Origin of the sequence: Caballeronia sp. INML3B (assembly GCF_023631305.1) — a bacterium.
In the GTDB taxonomy this organism is placed as follows: domain Bacteria; phylum Pseudomonadota; class Gammaproteobacteria; order Burkholderiales; family Burkholderiaceae; genus Caballeronia; species Caballeronia turbans.
Map to the genome: position 1 here is coordinate 89894 of NZ_JALQDI010000073.1, position 19273 is coordinate 109166.

Below are 19273 nucleotides of genomic sequence, written 5' to 3' on the forward strand. Positions count from 1 at the left end.
CGGTTGGTTGGCCACGAGCACAAAGGTCAGGTCGTAAGAGAACGTTGCCGATCGCGTGGGCCTCGACTTGCAGCAGCGCGTTGCAGAGGTGATGGGGATAGCGTCAGCGGCCTATAAGGCTAGCAGTCAGTTTGCAGCCAGGTTGGATCGAATTTGTGGGAGCGCTTTGCCATGAGACGTAGCACCAGCGCCAAGCTTATCCGCAGCGCCGTGTAACGGCGGCGGTCGGGCGCTTGATTGTTGCTACAACACCTTCGGAAAAAGCGCAGGCGGGGCGGTGGGCGCGGCTATGGGGCAAGGTGGCGGCTACGCGTTATTGAGCTAGGCGGTGTTTCGTGCCGCTGCCCCTCGCGTCCGGCAATCCGCGGTTCGCGGCGTTGCTGAGTGACCAGCGCTGACCGATGGGAGCGCAGGGTGACCAAAAGTTCCTCCATGCCCTTGGCATAGCATTTAAGCATGCGCTCGTTCGTCGTCTGCTCGAATTGGCCAGACGCCTCGAGCCACGGAGGCGCGGCGATACTCCGGCCCGGAATCGGCTTGCGGCCATGCGGCGAGTCGCCTATAACAGTTACGGGCCTCACCCAGCTTTGTCGCTGAACGAAGAACGGGAGCGAGACATGAACCTCGAGACCGTACGTGCTTTCATCATGACGCGTGGCGTCGATTTCGCGATCATGCTGGTCGGCGCCATCGCAGTGTGGATCGTCGGCCGCTGGCTCATCAATCTCGTTATTCGCGCGTTGCGGAAACTTCTTGCACGCAACGGCCGAGTCGATCCCACACTCGCGCACTACCTCGGCTCGATCCTCGGCGTCATTCTCAATCTGCTGCTCGTTCTTGCGATCCTTCAGATCTTCGGGGTTCAGACCACCTCCTTCGCTGCGCTGCTCGCTGGCCTGGGCCTCGCGATCGGCACCGCATGGGGAGGACTGTTGGCGCACTTTGCGGCGGGCGTGTTCATGCAGGTGTTACGGCCGTTCAAAGTGGGCGACTTCGTAACGGCCGGCGGCGTCACAGGCACCGTCACCGAACTCGGCCTGTTCGGCACGACGATCACCACGCCCGACAACGTCGCGGCGATTGTCGGCAACAACAAGATCTTTTCCGACACAATCTTGAACTTCAGCCTGCTGCCGCATCGGCGAGTCGAGCTGACCGCAAAAGTCGCGAATGGCGTCGATGTACTCGATGCAATCGCGCGATTAAAAGCTGCGGTCGCGCGAATCCCAAACGTCACGGAATCGCCCGCGCCGGACGTCGAAGTGCTCTCCTTCACACCGGAAGGACCGCTACTCTGCGTGCGGCCGTACACCAACACAGAGAGCTACTGGCAGGTCTATTTCGACACCAATCGCGCGATCATAGCGACCTTCGAAGAAGCGGGATATCCTACGCCGGACACGCCCGTTGTACGGCGGGTGGCTCCGGATCCGCACATCACGCAAATGCCGCCGCTACCGCTGCACGGCGATCGCGCCGCCTAAGAGTGTCTCACGCGCCGAGCTCCCGGGACTGCCGGAAAGCTCCGACCGGTCCGTTAAGCACTACCTGGCCGATACCAGGTTTGACAGCACTCCCGTGCCTGCGCCCCAAGCCGTTCCATTCGTTGGTAACGTAGGCATTTCTCCCGTACCGGATCATGGTTTCGCCGCGATCCGTGCTGCGGCGAAACCTGGAGCGCCGGGCAATGATGCCCAGACACAATCCAGCGCTGCAACGCAGCCAGAAAACTCCCATGACCCCGGCGAGGCGGCGCCTGCTGGCCATCGGCCTGGTCGCTCTGTCGGCCGCCTCCGGCTGGCTGATGATGATCGTGGTCGAACCCGCTTTCCAGCGCACCATCGTGATGACCAGTGGCGCGGACAACGGCATTTATCGCGGCTTTGCGGATCGCTACGCGCCCATCTTAAAGCGTGCGGGCATCAAGCTGGATATACGCGGTTCTTCCGGCTCGGTGGAAAATTACGAACGATTGAGGGAGCCGAAGAGCGTCTACGACGTCGGTTTCATCCAGTCGGGAACCGTGAGTCCGAAAGAGACCGACAAACTGCAGACGATTGCCGCTGTGTCGTATGAACCCATCTGGGTGTTCTATCGTGGCGAGAGTGCGGTTGACCAGCTCTCGCAATTGCGCGGCAAAAGAATTTCGATGGGCGTGCCCGGCAGTGGCCTGCTCAACGTCGCGCAGTTGCTGCTCGGCTATAGCGGCGTCACGAGCCAGAATTCCACACTACTGCAAATGGATGCGCCCGCGGCTTATCAGCGGCTCGAAACCGGGCAAATCGACGCTGCTTTCTTCATTGGGCGGCCGGACGCCGAGATGCAGAAGACGCTGCTGAACAGCAGTCTCAAGTTGATGAGTTTCTCGCAGGCCGATGCGCTGGTTCAAAAAATCCCGTCGCTTGCAAAAATCGTCTTACCGCGCGCATCAACGAGTATCGCCGAAGACCTACCGCGCACCGACGTCACGCTGCTCGCGGCAACAGCGCTGCTCGTATCGAAAGACACAATGCATCCGGCGCTCATCTATATGCTGCTCGACGCGGCGCGCATCGTCCACGGTCATGAACATTACTTCACGCCGCTTGGCACGTTTCCGAACACGAACACCGAAGAATTCCCGATCTCCGATGAGAGCGTTCGCTACTTCAAATCCGGCCAGCCGTTCCTGTACCGCAATCTGCCGTTCTGGCTCGCGAGTCTGATCGAACGACGGCTGTTGATCCTCGTGCCGTTCGCGGCGCTCCTCATCGGTCTGCTTCAGGCATTGCCGCGCATGATCGAGACTCGGATGAGAAAGCGGCTCGTGGTTTGGTATCGCGAGATCAAAGCACTCGAAGATGAAGTGTGGAACAGCACCGAGCCGACCCGCTTGCAAATTGCACAATGGAGCGACGAGATCGAGAGCATCGACGCGAACGCGAGCCGGATACGGATTCCGTATCGGTATTTTCAGGATGTCTATGCTCTGAAACAGGCGATCGGGGTCGTGCGGGACCGGATAGCGCATGTGGCGCAGAGAGCGAAGGGTTAGAGGCACGTCGCCCACGCGATCTTCCACGCCATCGACATGACGCTGTTGAGCAGCGTCCCTTAGGAGCAGGCGGCAACTAGAAGGGACTGTTCCCAGCCCGCCACCTTCGATAATGCTGTGCCAATGGCGCGCGCTGACCTATCGTGATAGTGAGAGCCTGATAAAGACATGCGCGCAGACGCGTTTGAGGAGACCCGGGGGGGTAGACATGAAAGCGAAGGTCGCAGGTCTGGCCGCCTGCCTTATTGCATTGGCCAGCGCAACGGCGGCGAATGCCGCATTCCGGTACGACGAACTCTGGGGCTATGTCGCGCCGTCGATGGCTCAGTCCGGGGCATCCACGTCGAATCCCAGGTCGTCTGTCTATGACGAAGTGCTGGTCGAGAAAGGCGTTAATCCGGCTTCCGAAAAAGGGCAGCTGATTCTCGCGTGGATCGTGCGCATCAACAGCGATCCGGCGGTCGCCGGCAACGTCCAGCGCAAGAGTGATCTCATGCTGAACCCGGGCGCCCGCGCCGAGGCATTGGCCGACGGACTCGGACGCATGGCGCCCGCACTGCGTCTGCAGTACGTCGCGCTGATCGCCAAGGTGCTTGACACCCTCGTTCCTCCCGACTGCTTCGGCCTAAACGAGATGGACGCGGTGATTGATCGAGTCTCGCTAGACGCGATGTCCGACGCGGATATCGACGGATACTTCCGCATGCTGCTGGCAGCGCTTCGCGCGGCGCAAACCGGGACCACGCTCGACACACCGAGCCCGCAGCAATATGCGCAGGCGGAGACAAGCCTCAAGCTCTCGCTGCTTCGTGAGCTGGACTATGCTCCCGGCAATGTCGCGCGCTATTCGGCCTTTTCCGCCAATCCGCGAAGCGTGCCTCCCGTCGACGCATGCTGGGCGATGCGGGTGACCATGCACGCCATACTTGCGATGCCTGACCCCGAGCGGGACGTCGTGTTGCGGCAAACGGTCCAGTCGCGGCCTGCCACGCCTGCGCCAGCTCATTGAGCGAACGGGTGGGGCTTGTGATCGCCATTGCCTACCATACTCTTTGCTCGGTGTGATGCGCCGAATGTGATGGCGAACGTGACGGAACGATCACGAGCGATGTCCTACAGTGGACACGGCATTCAATGTGAAGGCGCCTCGGGCGACGTTCACGGCTATGCGTTTCATCATGAGGCCGTGAATAATCTCACCTGCCGCTAGGCGCACTATCGCGACATCGCGACGCCGCACGACTGGTAAATGGTGCAAGCTCAGCAGATCACGGCCGCCGCAAGTCCATGTCACCGGCTCGCGTCCCTTCTGATCCGACGACGCGAATCCCGTCACGACATCCTTCGGCGCGCCGACCGGCTTGCCATTCTGGAAGGACATGTACGAGACCACATAACCGCTCAGCGGCGAGCGGGCCCAGCTACCGTGCTCCCCGATGAACGCGCCGCCCCGATACTGCGCTGGCAGCTTATCGCATTAAACGTCACATCCTTTCTGACCTTCGCTTTGCGTTCTCTGGTGTCGCGAAGTACATAGACCAGCTCACGATGAGCCGCTAACAACTCCCGCGTGGCCGCGTGAACCATGGCCAGCCAGTTCCCATTGTGTAGTTACGATGGTGCGTCGACGCGTTCAATCCCGCGCCGACCGAGGCACCTCGTGTGCGGCGAGTTCCTGATCGCTTTGCGCGAGTCGAGCAAGCCGGGCGATCGTTGCTGGTTTTGCGCGGGTTCAATTGTCCGCTGTACCTTCGAAAGCCGGCCTCGAGAGAAGCGCATGTCGGATGGCTGAATTGGGTCGGCTAGAGACGGTCGCATCGAAGGCTAGGATCGGTCGCACAAAAACAAACGCCGCGCTCATAGGTCTGAGCGCGGCGTCTGGCGAAGCTCCACTGAACGGTATTACGGACTAAGCTGCGACCGCTGTCACCGCCGGTTTGCGGGCGCGCGGCTGGCGACGCGGCTTCAATGCCTGATGCTTCGGATCATCGACGATGACTTCGCTATGCCACGCGCCGGTCTTCCGATCGATACGAAAGCCGCGGATCACGTCATGCTTGGAGGTCAGCCGTAGTTCTATCAGTTCTTCGCCGCGTTCCGTGACCGGCTTGATATCGATTCGCTTGAACGTGTCGAGCACGAGTTGACGCGCTTGCGTGCGGGCAGTCGTATCGAGTTTCGTAATGTCATCGCGTAGTTCTAACCATCGATCAGCCATCGCGGGCCTAGTCGTTCGATCGAGGGCGACCAGTTCGAACTCATGCTTGGCCACGTTCGCCTGTTTCGTTCGCAGTTGCGCTTCGAGTTCCTTGAGCTTCGTCACGAGCGAAGGTAGCTCGCCGCCCGATATCGCGATCGCGTCGTTGATGCGATCGATCTGCGCCTTCGTCTTTTCGACTTCGCCACGCGCGAGCACCAGCAGACCGTTGAGGTTGCGCGCGATATCGTCGTTCTCGACGAACAGCGAGGTCAGCTTGATCTGATCGCTGCAATAGTCCATGATTGCGCGTTCCACGGGAACGATCGATACACTACCGATCCCGCATCGCTTCGTTTTGTCCGATTGCGTCGCGCTCGTGCAATAGAGTCGACGATGACCGTCCTGCGGTAGTCCGTCCTCGCGTAACGATCGTCCCTTGAGAATGTTTTGATTCGCGATCGCGCTGCGGCATTTCATGCAGTAGGTCAGTCTCATCCCTGTGAGAAAGCTGACGATCTCGGAGCGTGTACCGGCTGTTCGTCCGCGTTGCGTGCGCAGCGCCTGCAGTTCGACGAATTCGGCTTCAGTCATCAATGCCGGATAGTAGTTGGGCATCGGATAGTCCTGTCCTTCGATCTGGATGACCTTCTCGCCGATCAGTGCGCGATTCTGGATGATCTCGTGCAGCCGCATAGTATTAGCCAATCCGCCTTTTTTGACCTTGCCATTAACGATACGATCGGGCGGTAAATGGATGCCAGCGGCTGTTAATTGATCGAAACAGCAGCGCATGGAATAGCCTTGACGAAAGAAGCCGATCAGGGCCAATAGGGGCGTTTTGAACGGCTCCCAGAATCGATATTCGTTGGCCTCGTTATCGTATTCGACCCAACCCGGATCCTTGCCGACGGCGACACGCTTGCGCTCGTTTTTCTCGATCCAGTTCGTCGCGCGCGTGCGGACGGCTGCGCGGATACGTTTCGCTCGACTCGCGATCTCGGTGCGCGCCTGTACCATGAGCATGATCGAGAACATGAGATCGAACGGGTTTTCGTTGATCCCGTCCTGACTGTATTCGCGCTTGTCGGCCATCGTCACGACCGTAATCCCGCGACTTATGATCGAGAGCAGTTGCGTGAGCGCGCTGATGACCGTCGCGCGCGACATGCGGTCCATCGATTCGACAATCAGCACCGAACCGGGCGGGACATGACCGGCTTCGACCTCGCGCAAAAATTCGCCGAATGCGCCTTTGGTTACGTGATCCTCGTGATAGGCGGATCGTCCCTCGTCGCGTAGCATCAGACTGCGATCGAGTTCCATGCCATGCTCGTGCGCCCAGGTCAGGGCGTATTCTTCCTGTCGCTGGATACTCGTTCCGGATTTCTGCCTGATATTGCTGAAGCGCAGATAGCTATAAACGCGCGCCGCCGCGCTGGATCGCGCCGGCGTCGCTTTCTTTCTGGCCCGTGCCATCTCGAATTCTCCGTCTCGTGCGAATATAGATTAGTCTATATTCCGTTCGATACGGTACCTCGAACAGGAAATAGCCGATGAAGAAAATGCCTGCGCCCAGCCCGTACACGGATTCGCTGAACTTCAGGTCGTTGAGCATCTGCAGCTTCGCGAATCCGACGTTGACGCGATCCAGATAGGCCGCGACGTAGCAGATGAAAAGAAAGGGCAGCAGACGCAAGGTCACTTTCGCGTACGTCGCGTTTTCGAACTGGGCGGTGGCTGTCGGGCTGTCTGGGTGCATCGTGAAAGTCTCCTGAACGTGCGGCTTCGTGCCGCTACTGGCTTTGCTGGAGCGCATTGTTCCGTGCCAGCAAGAGACTGTCGAGACGTCGAGCCACTGGTCCTACCACTTATTTTTCCCGTGCCAGATGTGCTTCGTGCTTGAATCAATGGCGGTGCGGCCGCCCGGGTTTCCGCACGTTTGTACGCCCGACGGGCGGTACGAGATTACGCCCAGCCTTTGAGCCGCAAGGTCGCGCGCACCAGACGCTGCTCTTCCGCCTCGATTTCCCGCATGCAGGCGGTCGTCGTCGAGATATGCGTGCTGGCGGCCTTGCGCGCCTGCTCCGGCTGTTTGCCGAGAACGGCCTTGTAGAGGCGTGCGTGCTGTTTGTCGATGACGCGCTTTTGCGCCTCGCGAGGATAGAGGTTATTGACCGAAGCGAAGACCGAGCTGAGCAGCAGATCCGTGAGCGAGCTCAGCCTGTGTACGAGCACCGGATTGTGCGACGCCTCGCAGATCGAGAGATGGAAGTTATAGTCGAGCCGCGCGCGGGTCGATTCGCCCACCTCGCTTTCGTTCGCGGCGAGCATCTCTTCGTATCGGCGGGTGATGAGGGCGAAATCCGCCTGCGTGCCGCGCAGCGCCGCCAGACGCGCCGATTCGGCCTCGAGCATTTCGCGCACTTCGAAGATGTCGTAGAGGGTGCGCGGCTGCGAGCCGAGCAGATGCATCATCGGCGTGAGTGCGGGTTGCGTGGTCAGCGCGGCGACGAACGATCCGCGTCCGTGCGACGTTTCGATGATGCCGCGCGTGCGCAGCACCCTGAGCCCCTCTCGCACCGCCGATCGTGACACGCCGAGTTTCGCCGTGAGCCGTCGCTCGGAAGGCAGCGCCTGGCCCGGCTTGAGCACGCCGTCGACGATCAGTCCTTCGATGCGTCCGGCGACGGCATCCGCGATCTGTAATGCATCTTCCTGGTTGTCTTCGAGCATGGCACCCTCACTGGTCCGACCACTTGCAGGAGAATCCTAGCATTGTCGACGTCGGTGTGAAGGCTCGGCCGTTCGGTACGAACAGATCAAAAAAAACGGCTCGCCGCAAAACAATGGCGAGCCGCAAGAGGGATCGGTCAATAACTACAGCGTGGGCAGATTAGCATTGCTTCGATGCGCGAAATCGCATCGGAAAGATGCCGTAAGGAAAGCGCGCCTTACTGTGTGCGGGAGACCACCATGCGGTCCACCAGCGCATCCAGCTTCTGCCGCGCGCTCGCGAAACGATCGATGTTCAGACCATTGGTGTCGTAACGCGCGGTCACGAGAATCTGCCCTTGCCGCACGAGTGTCAGATCGATGGCCGACAGATACGACACCGGCTCGCTGCTGAACGCGTGCCGGTCCCAACTGGTCGTCGCGCCATAGACGAGCATCGCCTCGCAACCGGGCGGTGACGTGCCGGGGTTGTAGACCGCCGAATCCACGCCGCGCCGGCGCAAGGCGACTTGCAGCACCGGCACGAAGTCGCCGGTCGCGACGGTCTGATTCAGTTCGATGCAGACAGATTGCAGCGTGGCGGGCGGGCCCGTCACCGAAGTCGGCGACGAATAGTTCGACGCAACCGTGAAGCCCGCCTGCACCAGCGAGCCAGCCGCATCGGCGGCCGTGATCAACGTCCATGTGCAGCCGGAGAGCGCACCTGCGACGACAGCAAGGAGCGCGCGAGAAGCGAGCGTTCTGAACATGCGCTTGCCGTCATCCGCGTTCAGGACTCAGCGGACGATGCGCAGGCGCATCGTGTTCGGCGTTTCGATCGTCGCGGTCATCGTGGTCACACGCTTGCCGTTCGCGTCGCGCAGCGCGAAGTGCTGGCGCGTGGACGTGTTCACGTCGTGACGGACGTCGGGAAAGCAGGCGGCAATGTCCGCGCCCAACTCCTGCAGCGGGTCGGCAAGGACGCCGTCCGGGCCCCAATGCGCTCGCCAGCGGCAATCATAGACGTGCGCGCTGCCGCGGCATGCTCCCTGGCCCGGCGAAGCGGGCGGCATCAGCGCGCGACCCTTGGCGAGCGTATCGAACGAGGGTGCATCGACGATGGTCTTCAACGCGGAACAGACGTCGGGGAGATCTTCGGCGGATGCGGACAGCACGGGCGCAAAAAGCGCTACGGCAACGAGCGCGCGGCGCACGGAGAAAAGTCGGAGGCGGATTGTAGGTTGAGCTTGCATGACCTGGCGTAGTGTCGAAGGAAGGAGGGCGTCATGTCGAGAGCGGACATCACGCATCGAGATCTTCCCGCGATGCACCGCGATTCGATATGCGGAGCAAAGCGCCAATCGTGCAAGTTATTTCCAGCTATTAATTCGCGCGCGCGACTCCATCATACGAACAAGGAGACAATGCCGCCGATGGTCACGGCCGCCGCCATCCATTTGCCCGCGGTGTAAAAGCCGTTCGTGTCGGTTGCCTGCATCTCGGGGCGTTCGAGGCCGAGTGCGCCATACGCGAGTGATTTCACCGACGATGGCGCGTCGGCTTCTTGAGTGACGTCAGCGGGGCGTTGGGGAGAAAGCGCATCGTCGCGCGTGTAAGTGGTCGTGGACGCACTGTTGATCTGCATCGTTGCCCTCGTCGCAATCCGGTCTGCAAAGCCGCGATAACGGCCGCTTCGCGCGCGGGCTTGAACGCAAGCGCCTTTCCGTTTCTTACCGCCGATGGATTTACATCGGATGGTTCTGCACGAAATCCTTGTACGCCCAGTAGGCGGCTTTCTTCGTCGTGCCGTCGCCCTCGAGAAGACCGTAGGCGCCTTCGCCATCGTCATAGAGCTGAAAGGCCTGAATCGACTGGATGTTGTACTTCGACGCGACGCTCGCGAATTGCGCCATCATCAGGTTGCCCGTCATGTAAGTCGCGATCTGGTCGTAAGAGCCCAAGTCCGGGCGCACGCCGAACTCGTTGATCCAGATCGGCTTGCCCATGTCGTGGAGTAACTGGAGCACGTCATGACATCCCGTTCCCCCGCAGGCGTGCGTGATGTCGCCTTCGTTCGAATACCAGTGCCACGAAGTGACGTCCCAGCCCACGGCCGGATGACCCCAGGTGCCATCGGGTTGCGAGCCGTCGGCGAGCATCTGAAAGAAGGCGGTGTGCATCCACGTGCCGCCCAGCACGATCTTCGCCGAGCCGTCGACGGACTTCACGCCCGCGATCAGGCCGCGGATCGCGCCGCGTGCGAGCGTGTAGGACCAGTTGTCGTATTGATACCAGACGGTGCCGTCGACATTACCGATGAGCGCCTTCGCCTCCAGCTCGTTGCCGACCTCGTAGTACTTGTAGGGATAGCTGCTCGCGGTTTGCTGGCCGAGCGTGAATCCTGCATTGTAGGCGTCGTCCTCGCTGTTGTAGTTGAGGTTCATGAGCATCACGGGATACATCGTGATGCCGGCTTGTTCCATCGTCTTCGCGACGCCCGCGACCATCTTCGCCGATGTCTGGCTGTACACGTCATTGCGATAGATCGTTGCGCCCAGATCCTGCAATTGCGAAAGCTGCGTCTGCACGCTCGTGAAGTCGTATGCGCCGCCGTTGCTGTTATGGCCGTTCGCGCCGTAGAAGATCGAGCCGCTGCCGCTTGCGGCTTTCGCGGTCGATTTGGGTGATGCGGCGCGCTTGCTCGCCGCGGCGGTGTCGGCGGGGCTGTCGCTGCCGCCGCAGGCGGCAAGCATCATACTTGCGACGATCGCTGCTGCGATGGAATGGGAGAAGGCGGGAATGGATGAGTTCTGCATATCAAGTAGTACGACTAACGGAGACGCGAGCATCGATCACGTATTCGATATGGTCGAGAAGCGTCGTTAGTGATCCGAATGACTGCCTGAAGATGAGTTGCTGCATTGGGCGCACATCAGTGCGCCACAACAGTCAAGGCAGTACAGATTGTCTGAAGCAAAATCCGAGTGCACCATCGACATGCAATCGGATAGCGGGAGCGCGGCGCCATGCGTGGCAAGCGCTCGATGATGACAGGCTCGACTCGGCGTTGCCTGTCCTCGGTAACATATGCGGCGACTGCGTCTCGGGCGCGTCAAAATTTCTGACGATAGCGCGAGTTACTTGCAACCCCGCGCCTGTATCGCGGGGGGTAAATCAGCGAGGCAAGGTTACTTTGTTCTGATGTAGATGTAAACCGGGCAGCAGAAAAAACATCTTGCTCATAGCAAGATTTAGATTGCTTGCTTCTGCTTATCGTCGCTCCTGGCGCATTGGTTTCTACCGGTGGAAGATTCCCGGTTACGTCGTACCACCGACGCAGGCGCGAAATAGCGCGCGATGCAAAGGACATAGGTAATCAAAGCCGAGACGGTGTACATTGCCGATCGCTCCATGAAAAACAGAAGGAGCACGGCAATCGCGAGAAGCAGCATCTCGGCACGAGGCGCTATAGCGGACTGTTGCACATCGGGTCGCTCCAGCGCGGTGCCGAGAAGAATCACCAGAGGGATCAGCGCGACGACCATGTGAATCGGCTCGAGGATCGGCGCGGCGAGCAGCATCGTGATGCAGGCAAGCGCGTAGTCCATGCGCCTCTCGCGACTGCGGCGGAGCACGAGATAGCATGCGAACACACAGATGATCGCGGCGAAGATCGTCGATGTTGCGTGAAGCGTTGCCTCGGACGCGGGCATGCCGAGCTTCTCCGATATCGTCTGCAGGGCGCCACGGACCGAGCTATTGCCGGGCAGGCCGCCCGCACTCAGGATCTGCGTCTGCGCCCGCCCGATCTCGACGGTCAGGTAGTCCCAGATCACGCGAAAGCCGAGCCGGCTTGCGGTGAAGAGCGTGATTGCGATGGCGCAGACGCCCGTCGATATCACCGTGCGCCATTCACGCCGCAACAGAAGCAGGCCGACGACCGCGAGCGGCGTCACCTTGAATACGACTGCGAACGCGAGAAAGAGACCCGCCAGCCAGCGATTGCCACGTTCGATCAGGAAGAACGACGTCGCGAGCAGAAAGAACAGAAGCTGATTCGATTGCCCGAGATACGCGTCATGCAGCACGGGAAAGCTCAACAGGGTCACCGCGATAAGCAGCGCCGTCACGCGCCTGTCTTCACCGCGATAGGCCATCTTTGCAAGCAGGATCGCGCCGACGATGCACAGTACGACGGACATCGCGACCCAGACGAGTTTTGCAGTGAACGACGGAAGCAATGCGAATGGAGAAAAGATCACTGCGAACTGCGGCGGATAACAGTAGATGAGGATATCGTCCAGATTCGCGCCGAGTTTCGACAGATACGCAACGAGATGCTCGTTGTTATAGATGAGCGACGGATCGTGCGGCGCGTTCAGCACGGTGCTGAACGCGTAATAGTAGAAGTTGAAATCGCTGAAGGCCCGTGGGTGATCGGACACATAGGTCAGCGTATAGTGATAGATGATGACCATGCGGATTGCGAGAAACCCTGCGGCGACCAGCATGAGCAGAGCTGCAATGATCCGCACATTGTCAGCGGATCTGGCGCCAGTCCGAGCGTTCAGCATGGACGTTCTCCCGTGTGTCGGCTATCGCGTTGTAGGGGCGCTCGACTAAGAGTCTCAGGATCGATCAGCCATTCGTCGTACAGTAACAAATATTTCGGCGGATCTTACGGTCTACGAATCGTGACAGCATCACCGGGGCGGCGTCAATCGCGTTTTGCGCGCCGCAGCGGCGAAATCATTTTTGAAAATGGTGACGCGCATTTGTTTTTATGAGTCGGCGCGGCTTGCGGGAATTTATTAAGTCGTTATGGACGCGCCGCGCACGCTGCGCCGTTTCCGCACCGCGATGAAGCAGCGCAGACGGCGCAGTTCCCTGCCTCACTTTTCCGTGGCGACTTTGTCCTGCGTCCGCGCGGCGAAGTCCGACGCATCGTGGCGCTCGTGCAACTGCATCGAAGGCTCGCCGAAAGTCCGGTTGACCATGCGGCCGCGCTGCACGGCGGGACGCGCGCCGATCACGTCGGCCCAGCGTCGCACGTGCGTGTATTCCTGAACGGAAAGGAACTCGGCCGCGTCATACAGCCAGCCGTTCACGAGCCCGCCATACCACGGAAAGATCGCGATATCGGCGATCGTGTAGGCATCGCCGGCAATATAAGCGCTGTCGGCGAGACGCTTGTCGAGCACGTCGAGTTGACGCTTCACCTCCATCGCGAAGCGGTCGATCGGATACTCCATCTTGCTCGGCGCATACGCATAGAAGTGCCCGAAGCCGCCGCCGAGATACGGCGCACTGCCCATCTGCCAGAAGAGCCACGACAGGCATTCGGCACGCGTTGCCGGGTCCGTCGGCACCAACGCGCCGAACTTTTCCGCGAGATAGAGCAGGATCGCGCCGGATTCGAACACACGCACGGGTGTCGCGCCGCTGCGATCCACGAGCGCCGGTATCTTCGAATTCGGATTGACTTCGACGAAGCCACTGCCGAACTGTTCGCCTTCGCCGATGCGGATGAGCCAGGCATCGTACTCGGCGCCGCGATGGCCGAGCGCGAGCAGTTCTTCGAGCATCACGGTGACCTTCACGCCATTGGGCGTCGCCAGCGAATAGAGCTGCAGCGGATGACGGCCGACCGGCAACGCCTTCTCATGCGTCGGCCCGGAGATCGGCCGATTGATGCTGGCAAAGCGTCCGCCGCTTTCCTTGCTCCATGTCCACACGGCCGGCGGCACGTATTCGGGCAATGCGCTCATGCTTCACGCTCCTCGTTGCAATTGGATTGAATTCGCCCGAGGTTAGCAGTTCGACCGCAAACGTGCTCGACCGGGCCTTGGACAATCCGCGCTGCATGCCACGAGGAGAAACGAATGAGCCAGCGTCCATCGCGCAACCGTTCAGCCCTAGCGTGGCGCCGCCGCAGTTGCGGCCGGAAGCGACGGCACGTTCGACGATAGAGCGGGCATGCCGAAGCGTCATCGGCCCGCTTCGCGCTTTTCCTGTTCTTCGACCGTAAGTATGGCTTCGGGCATCGCGTCGAGGCGCGCTTTCGGAATGGGCACGCCGCTTTCGTCCGAAAGACCATAGGTGCCTTCCGCGATCTTCTGCAATGCGCGCTCGATATCGCCGATGCGCCGATCGTTCACATCGCGCAATGCCTGATTCGCGATGTCCTGCTCCATGCGCTGAGCATCGTCCTCGTACTCTTCTGCTTCCGAACCGCGCTCTTCCTGCAAGCGACGCTCGGCCGCGATACCGCCTTCTTCGTTGCCGAGCAGTTCGCGCTTCAGCGTGAGCAGGCGTTCTCGCTGCGTCGCGATGAAGTCGTCGCTCAAGCCGCTTTGTTGATTGGCCATGGTCATGCTCCATGAAACGGATGGTTGAAAGCGGGGCGGCCGATAGTGCCGCCACGCTCCATGCAGGCGATCAGTGTTCGCTCTTCGCGGATTCCTTCTTGCCTTCGCCCTTCGCCGCGTTTTTCTTTGCGGCGGGCCGGCCTTTCTTTTCCTTCGGTTGCGCCTGTGCGTCCAGCCTGGTGAACTTGACCTTATCGGTTTCCTTGTCGAAGCTCACGTTGACCGTGTCGCCTGACTTGAGCTTGTCGCCGAGGATTTCCTTCGCGAGACGCGTCTCCAGTTCCTGACGAATCTGGCGTTTCAGTTCACGCGCGCCGAACTCAGGCCGATAACCGACATCGGCGAGATGATCGATGACCGAATCATCGACCTTGAGCGTGATGTCCTGCGCCGCGGCGGTGCGCGTGACGCGATCGAGCTGGATCTCGACGATCGAGCGGATCACCTCGCGCGAGAGCCCATGAAACACGATGATTTCGTCGATGCGATTGAGAAACTCGGGACGAAAGTGGCCTTTCAGCACGTCCATCAGTTTCGCGCGCATCGCCTTCTCAGATTCGCGGTCCTTCTCGCTCTTCTCGAGATTGTCCATGATGATGGACGCGCCGAGATTGCTCGTCGCGATGATGATCGTGTTGCTGAAATCGACCACGCGGCCCTTGCCATCGGTGAGGCGGCCATCGTCGAAAACCTGCAGCAGCACGTTGTTCACATCGGGATGCGCTTTTTCGATTTCATCGAGCAGGATCACGCTATACGGACGGCGGCGCACGCGCTCGGTCAACTGACCGCCTTCGTCATAACCGACGTACCCCGGCGGCGCGCCGATGAGTCTCGCCACGGCATGCCGCTCCATATACTCCGACATGTCGATGCGAATCACCGCCTGTTCGTCGCCGAACACGGTTTCCGCGAGCGCCTTTGCGAGTTCGGTCTTGCCGACGCCGGTCGGGCCGAGGAAGAGGAACGTCGCGATCGGCCGATGTATCTGGCCCATGCCCGCGCGCGACAGGCGCACCGCATCGCTGACGGCGACCACGGCTTCGTCTTGCCCGACGACGCGCTCGCGCAGCTTGTTTTCCATGTCGAGCAGCTTCTGACGCTCTTCCTGCGTGAGTTCGGTAACGGGAATGCCCGTGAGACGCGACACGACTTCCGCCACCGATGCGACGGTCACTTCGAGCGTCTCCGATCCGGTCTTGCGCTGCCACGCTTCGGTCAGTTCATCGAGCTTCGCCTGCTTCTCGTTGATGCGCTCTTCGAACCCCTTCGCCTCGTCGAAGCGCTTGCGTGACGACGCATAATCCTGCTCGCGCTTCAGTTGCGCGATCTCCGCTTCGAGCTCCTGCATCTCGGGCGGGCGCGACTTCGAACGGATACGTACCCGCGCCGCGGCCTGATCGATAAGATCGATAGCCTTGTCCGGCAGAAAACGCGACGTGATGTAGCGATCCGATAACTCCGCCGCCGCGACGAATGCATCGTCGGCAAAGGTCACCTGATGATGTGCTTCGAGTTTGTCGCGCAAGCCGCGCAGGATCACGATGGTCTGCTCGACCGTCGGCTCGGGCACGAGCACCGGCTGAAAGCGCCGCTCGAGCGCCGCGTCCTTCTCGATGTACTTCTGATACTCGTTGAGCGTCGTCGCACCGATCAAGCTCAGCTCGCCGCGCGCGAGCGCCGGCTTCAGCACATTTGCGATATCGAGTCCGCCTTCGCCGCCGCCCTGGCCCGCACCGACGATCGTATGCAGCTCGTCGATGAACACGATCAGTTCATCCTGCTTGGCCGTGATCTCGTCGATGAGCTGCTTTGCGCGCTCCTCGAATTCGCCGCGATACTTCGCGCCTGCGACCATCGAATTGATGTTGATCTCGACGAGCCGCTTGTTGCGCAGATCCTCGGGCACGTCGTCGTTGACGATGCGTTGCGCGAGTCCTTCGACGATCGCCGTTTTGCCGACGCCCGGCTCGCCGATCAGCACGGGGTTGTTCTTCTTGCGTCGCGCGAGCACTTCGATCGTGCTCTCGATTTCCTGCGCGCGTCCGAGCACCGGATCGAGCTTGCCTTGCCGCGCCATCGCGGTGAGATCGCGGCCGAACTTGTCGAGTGTCGGCGTGCCGGTGGGTGTGTCGACGCGCCCGTCTTCCGCGCCCTTGCCGACGATTTTCACGACCTTCTGACGCAAGGCCTCGGGCGTAACACCGTATTTCTTCAGGAGCGTGCCCGCAATGCTGTCGGGCACGGAAGCAAGACCGATCAGCACATGCTCGGGACCGACATAAGAATGGCCGAGCTCGCGTGACGCCTGAAACGCGAACTGGAACGCCTTCTTGAGACGCGGCGAGATTGTCATCTTCTCGACCGGCGCGTCGGGCTCCGCTTTACCTTTCTGCGCGTGCTCGTCGATATAGCGCTTGATGTCGTCGGGCGAAAGCTTCATCTCCTTGAAGAGCGCCTGAACGACATCGGTGTCGGCGAGCACGTATAGCACCTGTTCGGTGTCGAGCTCGGTCTTCTGCAGTTCGTGCGCTTTTTCTGCGGCACGCTGCAGCAGTTCCATCGTTTGTTCGCTGAAGGCGTCGGTGACATCGACGGATTCGCGCGGCACCGAGGCCACCATGTCTTCGGTATCGTTCTCATCGCCGTGGTCGGGCATGCCGCCCATCAGGCGCGACAGGCCGCCGCCGCCCAATAGCGAGTCGAACGGGTTCAACATGCTCTGATGCCGCATCAACTGGCGGTAGTCGTACTCGCAAATCGACATCGACTTGCGTTGGCCGTTCTGCACGACGGTCACTTGCGCAACCGCGGGCCGGGCATGACAGATTTCGCAAAGGGCTGGCATGATCGAGTATCTCCATGTTCAGGACGGTCGATGTCCGGCCCGAACGATCACGCGCCACGCGATGCAATCGTCGACTCAGGCCGCACCACCGCCAGATGAGCAGTGCATTCCCCTTCATAGGTCTTTTATCGGCCATTCTTCTGATGCGGCTATTCGACGGCCGCGATCGAAACGGAGGCCTCGCTCGTCAACATAAGGAACGTGAGCGTTTCGCGCAAATAGAGTTGTACGGCTGTATCCGTATGGCTCGTATAACCGATCGACACGTCCTGTCCGATGTGCAGTTCATAATCGCCGCCGCGTGTCGAGAGCACGCAGCCGCCCTGAAGCGCGGGCGCCCATACGAGGTCGCCGCTCACGATGCGCTTGATGTGCTGGATGACCGGATATCCGTGATCGCTTGCTTCGGCGAGCGCGGTATAGGCATCTGCGCCGAGGAGCACGGAGTAGGGACCATCGACGCAGGCGAGCCGCAGTTTTTCGAGTGCCTGGCTGATCGCGGCGGGGTAGTCGGCCACATCCGCGGGCAGAAGCGTGGGGGCGTTCGAACTGCCTTCGCGAATGCCGGTGATGCCGGCGGCCGCGAAGCCGTCGAAGATCGCGGCGTCTTCGGCGAGTGCGAGCTCGTTCGCGGCGGTCTTCGCGGGTTGCCAGTCGCCGTCGTTCGAGCCGCGCTCCACGCTGTCGATAGCTTCACGCTGCAGCGTGAAGGGCACGGTGAGTTGCACGAGTTGCTTCACGTCGTAAAGGCTTGCCAGGACGCCTTTCTTCGGCGCTGCGATGTTCGTCTGATGTCCCGTGCCGATGCCCGACAACGCGACGCCGCCGGGACTCTTCACGTCGACGACGCGGCGGCCCGCGAGCGCGCGCTTGAAGGTGCGGGCCACTTCCGCTTCGATCTGCGACCATGCGGCGCCGGAGATCGGCGCAAGCTCTCTATGCAAGTTATTCATCTTGTGATGTTCCTCTGAGTGAGCCAATGTTCAACGTGCCTTCTCGCTCATCCTTTTGCTGGCCTTCGCCGATGGACGACGGCGCGGCGTCCGGGTTCCGGTCGGGAAGCTCGTCGAGCAAATCGCTGGACGGCACGAAGAACAGGCCGCCCGTGACCGCGCGGCTGTAGTCGAGCAGCCGGTCATAGTTGCCCGGTGGCCTGCCGACGAACATGTTCTCCATCATCTGTTCGATCGGCGCGGGCGTGCGCGCATAGCCGATGAAATACGTGCCAAACTCCTTCGATCCCGGCCGGCCGAAAGCCATGTTGTGCCGCAGGATCTTCACTTCCTTGCCGTTCTCGTCGATCGTCGTGAGCGAACTGTGCGAGCAGGAAGGCTTGATCGATTCGTCGAGCTCGACATCGGATAACTTTTCGCGTCCGATGATTCGCTCCTGCTGTTCGACGGTGAGGCCGTTCCATGCATCCAGGTTATGCAAATACTTCTGCACGATCACATAGCTGCCGCCGGCGAACTCGGGATCTTCTTCGTCGATGATCGTGTAATGCGCAGCGCTCTTGCCCGTCGGATTTTCGGTGCCGTCGACGAAGCCCACCATGTCGCGCAAATCGAAGTAGCGAAAGCCATGCACTTCATCGACGACCGTGACTGCATCGCCCAGCTTGTTTAGCATTTGCGATGCAAGCTCGAAGCATAGGTCCATGTGATCGGCGCGGATATGCAGGAGGATGTCGCCGGGCGTTGCAATCGCGCGGCGATCGCCCTGGCCGAACTCGCGAAACGGATGCAGCGATGCGGGACGCGGTGCGCCGAAGAGAAGGTCCCACGCATCGGCGCCGAAGCCGCATACGCATGACAGGTTCGCGGCAGGCGCACGCGTGGCGACCGCGCGCACCAGCGCCGCGATATCGCCGCACCATGAGCGCACGACATCGGCTTTGTCTTTGCCGCGGGCCACGGTCGCGACGATGAAGATCGCGCTTCGGGAAATCGGATTACAGACGGCTTGTGGTTCGGGTGTGTTGTTGGGCATCTGAAGAGTTCGATTGCGTGAGGCGGTTGGTCAAAACGATTTGCAAGTCACGGCGCGCGTCGCTTTTTGAAAAGCGACGCGCGCAGGATCCCAGCGGAGGCACCGGCGCCTTGGAAAAGAAG

Annotated in this window: 15 protein-coding genes and 2 pseudogenes; 3 read left to right on the forward strand and 14 right to left on the reverse strand. The window is 60.7% G+C overall.

Going from position 1 to position 19273, the window contains the following annotated elements; genetic code table 11:
• Window positions 1-617: 617 nt before the first annotated feature.
• The 3 genes from NCS58_RS29510 to NCS58_RS29520 all read left to right on the forward strand — a co-directional run bounded on the left by NCS58_RS29510 (window position 618) and on the right by NCS58_RS29520 (window position 4043).
• The gene (locus NCS58_RS29510; RefSeq protein WP_061118576.1) at window positions 618-1484 is read left to right on the forward strand and encodes a mechanosensitive ion channel family protein; all 867 of its coding nucleotides are present in this window, start codon (window positions 618-620) and stop codon (window positions 1482-1484) included.
• 251 nt (window positions 1485-1735) lie between these two features.
• Window positions 1736-3034 carry a TAXI family TRAP transporter solute-binding subunit gene (locus NCS58_RS29515; protein WP_250538953.1) on the forward strand — a complete coding sequence of 433 codons (1299 nt, stop codon included), beginning with the start codon at window positions 1736-1738 and terminating at the stop codon, window positions 3032-3034.
• A gap of 208 nt (window positions 3035-3242) precedes the next feature.
• Window positions 3243-4043, forward strand: a complete 801-nt coding sequence (locus NCS58_RS29520) for a hypothetical protein (protein ID WP_250477597.1) — start codon at window positions 3243-3245, stop codon at window positions 4041-4043.
• A 297-nt stretch (window positions 4044-4340) separates the two neighbouring features.
• Here the strand turns inward: NCS58_RS29520 and NCS58_RS29525 are convergent.
• The 14 genes and pseudogenes from NCS58_RS29525 to NCS58_RS29590 form a co-directional block, all read right to left on the reverse strand.
• Window positions 4341-4502, reverse strand: a pseudogene (locus NCS58_RS29525) (sorbosone dehydrogenase family protein); the annotation flags it as partial.
• 441 nt (window positions 4503-4943) lie between these two features.
• The gene (locus tag NCS58_RS29530) at window positions 4944-6710 is read right to left on the reverse strand and encodes a recombinase family protein (RefSeq protein ID WP_250538948.1); all 1767 of its coding nucleotides are present in this window, start codon (window positions 6708-6710) and stop codon (window positions 4944-4946) included.
• A 52-nt stretch (window positions 6711-6762) separates the two neighbouring features.
• Window positions 6763-6993 (reverse strand): annotated as a pseudogene (locus NCS58_RS29535) (MFS transporter); the annotation flags it as partial.
• Window positions 6994-7199: 206 nt separating this feature from the next.
• On the reverse strand, window positions 7200-7967 hold the full coding sequence (gene glcC / locus NCS58_RS29540; RefSeq protein WP_250477595.1) for a transcriptional regulator GlcC: 768 nt from the start codon (window positions 7965-7967) through the stop codon (window positions 7200-7202).
• A gap of 218 nt (window positions 7968-8185) precedes the next feature.
• Window positions 8186-8716, reverse strand: a complete 531-nt coding sequence (locus tag NCS58_RS29545) for a hypothetical protein (RefSeq protein WP_061118930.1) — start codon at window positions 8714-8716, stop codon at window positions 8186-8188.
• Window positions 8717-8743: 27 nt separating this feature from the next.
• A complete protein-coding gene (locus NCS58_RS29550) occupies window positions 8744-9199 on the reverse strand; it encodes a hypothetical protein (RefSeq protein WP_250477594.1) in 456 nt (151 codons plus the stop codon).
• Between the two features lie 152 nt (window positions 9200-9351).
• Window positions 9352-9591: a hypothetical protein gene (locus tag NCS58_RS29555; protein WP_250477593.1), complete on the reverse strand. Its 240-nt coding sequence runs from the start codon at window positions 9589-9591 to the stop codon at window positions 9352-9354.
• Window positions 9592-9691: 100 nt separating this feature from the next.
• Window positions 9692-10702, reverse strand: coding sequence for a lipopolysaccharide biosynthesis protein (locus NCS58_RS29560; protein ID WP_086961178.1), 1011 nt, complete (start codon window positions 10700-10702; stop codon window positions 9692-9694).
• 495 nt (window positions 10703-11197) lie between these two features.
• Window positions 11198-12457, reverse strand: coding sequence for a glycosyltransferase family 87 protein (locus NCS58_RS29565; RefSeq protein ID WP_086961180.1), 1260 nt, complete (start codon window positions 12455-12457; stop codon window positions 11198-11200).
• Between the two features lie 381 nt (window positions 12458-12838).
• Window positions 12839-13714: a glutathione-dependent disulfide-bond oxidoreductase gene (yghU, locus tag NCS58_RS29570; protein WP_061118934.1), complete on the reverse strand. Its 876-nt coding sequence runs from the start codon at window positions 13712-13714 to the stop codon at window positions 12839-12841.
• Window positions 13715-13933: 219 nt separating this feature from the next.
• Entirely contained in the window at window positions 13934-14314 is a 381-nt protein-coding gene (locus tag NCS58_RS29575; RefSeq protein WP_061118935.1) for a hypothetical protein, read from the reverse strand.
• Window positions 14315-14384: 70 nt separating this feature from the next.
• Entirely contained in the window at window positions 14385-17162 is a 2778-nt protein-coding gene (locus tag NCS58_RS29580; RefSeq protein WP_061118936.1) for an ATP-dependent Clp protease ATP-binding subunit, read from the reverse strand.
• A gap of 149 nt (window positions 17163-17311) precedes the next feature.
• Complete coding sequence (locus tag NCS58_RS29585; RefSeq protein WP_061118937.1) at window positions 17312-18115, reverse strand: family 1 encapsulin nanocompartment shell protein; 804 nt, start codon at window positions 18113-18115, stop codon at window positions 17312-17314.
• Window positions 18108-19151, reverse strand: coding sequence for a Dyp-type peroxidase (locus tag NCS58_RS29590; protein ID WP_061118938.1), 1044 nt, complete (start codon window positions 19149-19151; stop codon window positions 18108-18110). Before NCS58_RS29590 ends, NCS58_RS29585 begins: the two co-directional genes overlap by 8 nt.
• Window positions 19152-19273 lie beyond the last annotated feature (122 nt).

Excerpts from the sequence above, each read along its gene's own strand:
- NCS58_RS29510 (WP_061118576.1), top strand. The coding sequence starts at position 618 with ATGAACCTCGAGACCGTACGTGCTTTCATCATGACGCGTGGCGTCGAT.
- NCS58_RS29515 (WP_250538953.1), top strand. The coding sequence starts at position 1,736 with ATGACCCCGGCGAGGCGGCGCCTGCTGGCCATCGGCCTGGTCGCTCTG.
- NCS58_RS29520 (WP_250477597.1), top strand. The coding sequence starts at position 3,243 with ATGAAAGCGAAGGTCGCAGGTCTGGCCGCCTGCCTTATTGCATTGGCC.
- NCS58_RS29530 (WP_250538948.1), bottom strand. The coding sequence starts at position 6,710 with ATGGCACGGGCCAGAAAGAAAGCGACGCCGGCGCGATCCAGCGCGGCG.
- glcC (WP_250477595.1), bottom strand. The coding sequence starts at position 7,967 with ATGCTCGAAGACAACCAGGAAGATGCATTACAGATCGCGGATGCCGTC.
- NCS58_RS29545 (WP_061118930.1), bottom strand. The coding sequence starts at position 8,716 with ATGTTCAGAACGCTCGCTTCTCGCGCGCTCCTTGCTGTCGTCGCAGGT.
- NCS58_RS29550 (WP_250477594.1), bottom strand. The coding sequence starts at position 9,199 with ATGCAAGCTCAACCTACAATCCGCCTCCGACTTTTCTCCGTGCGCCGC.
- NCS58_RS29555 (WP_250477593.1), bottom strand. The coding sequence starts at position 9,591 with ATGCAGATCAACAGTGCGTCCACGACCACTTACACGCGCGACGATGCG.
- NCS58_RS29560 (WP_086961178.1), bottom strand. The coding sequence starts at position 10,702 with ATGATGCTTGCCGCCTGCGGCGGCAGCGACAGCCCCGCCGACACCGCC.
- NCS58_RS29565 (WP_086961180.1), bottom strand. The coding sequence starts at position 12,457 with ATGCTGGTCGCCGCAGGGTTTCTCGCAATCCGCATGGTCATCATCTAT.
- yghU (WP_061118934.1), bottom strand. The coding sequence starts at position 13,714 with ATGAGCGCATTGCCCGAATACGTGCCGCCGGCCGTGTGGACATGGAGC.
- NCS58_RS29575 (WP_061118935.1), bottom strand. The coding sequence starts at position 14,314 with ATGGCCAATCAACAAAGCGGCTTGAGCGACGACTTCATCGCGACGCAG.
- NCS58_RS29580 (WP_061118936.1), bottom strand. The coding sequence starts at position 17,162 with ATGCCAGCCCTTTGCGAAATCTGTCATGCCCGGCCCGCGGTTGCGCAA.
- NCS58_RS29585 (WP_061118937.1), bottom strand. The coding sequence starts at position 18,115 with ATGAATAACTTGCATAGAGAGCTTGCGCCGATCTCCGGCGCCGCATGG.
- NCS58_RS29590 (WP_061118938.1), bottom strand. The coding sequence starts at position 19,151 with ATGCCCAACAACACACCCGAACCACAAGCCGTCTGTAATCCGATTTCC.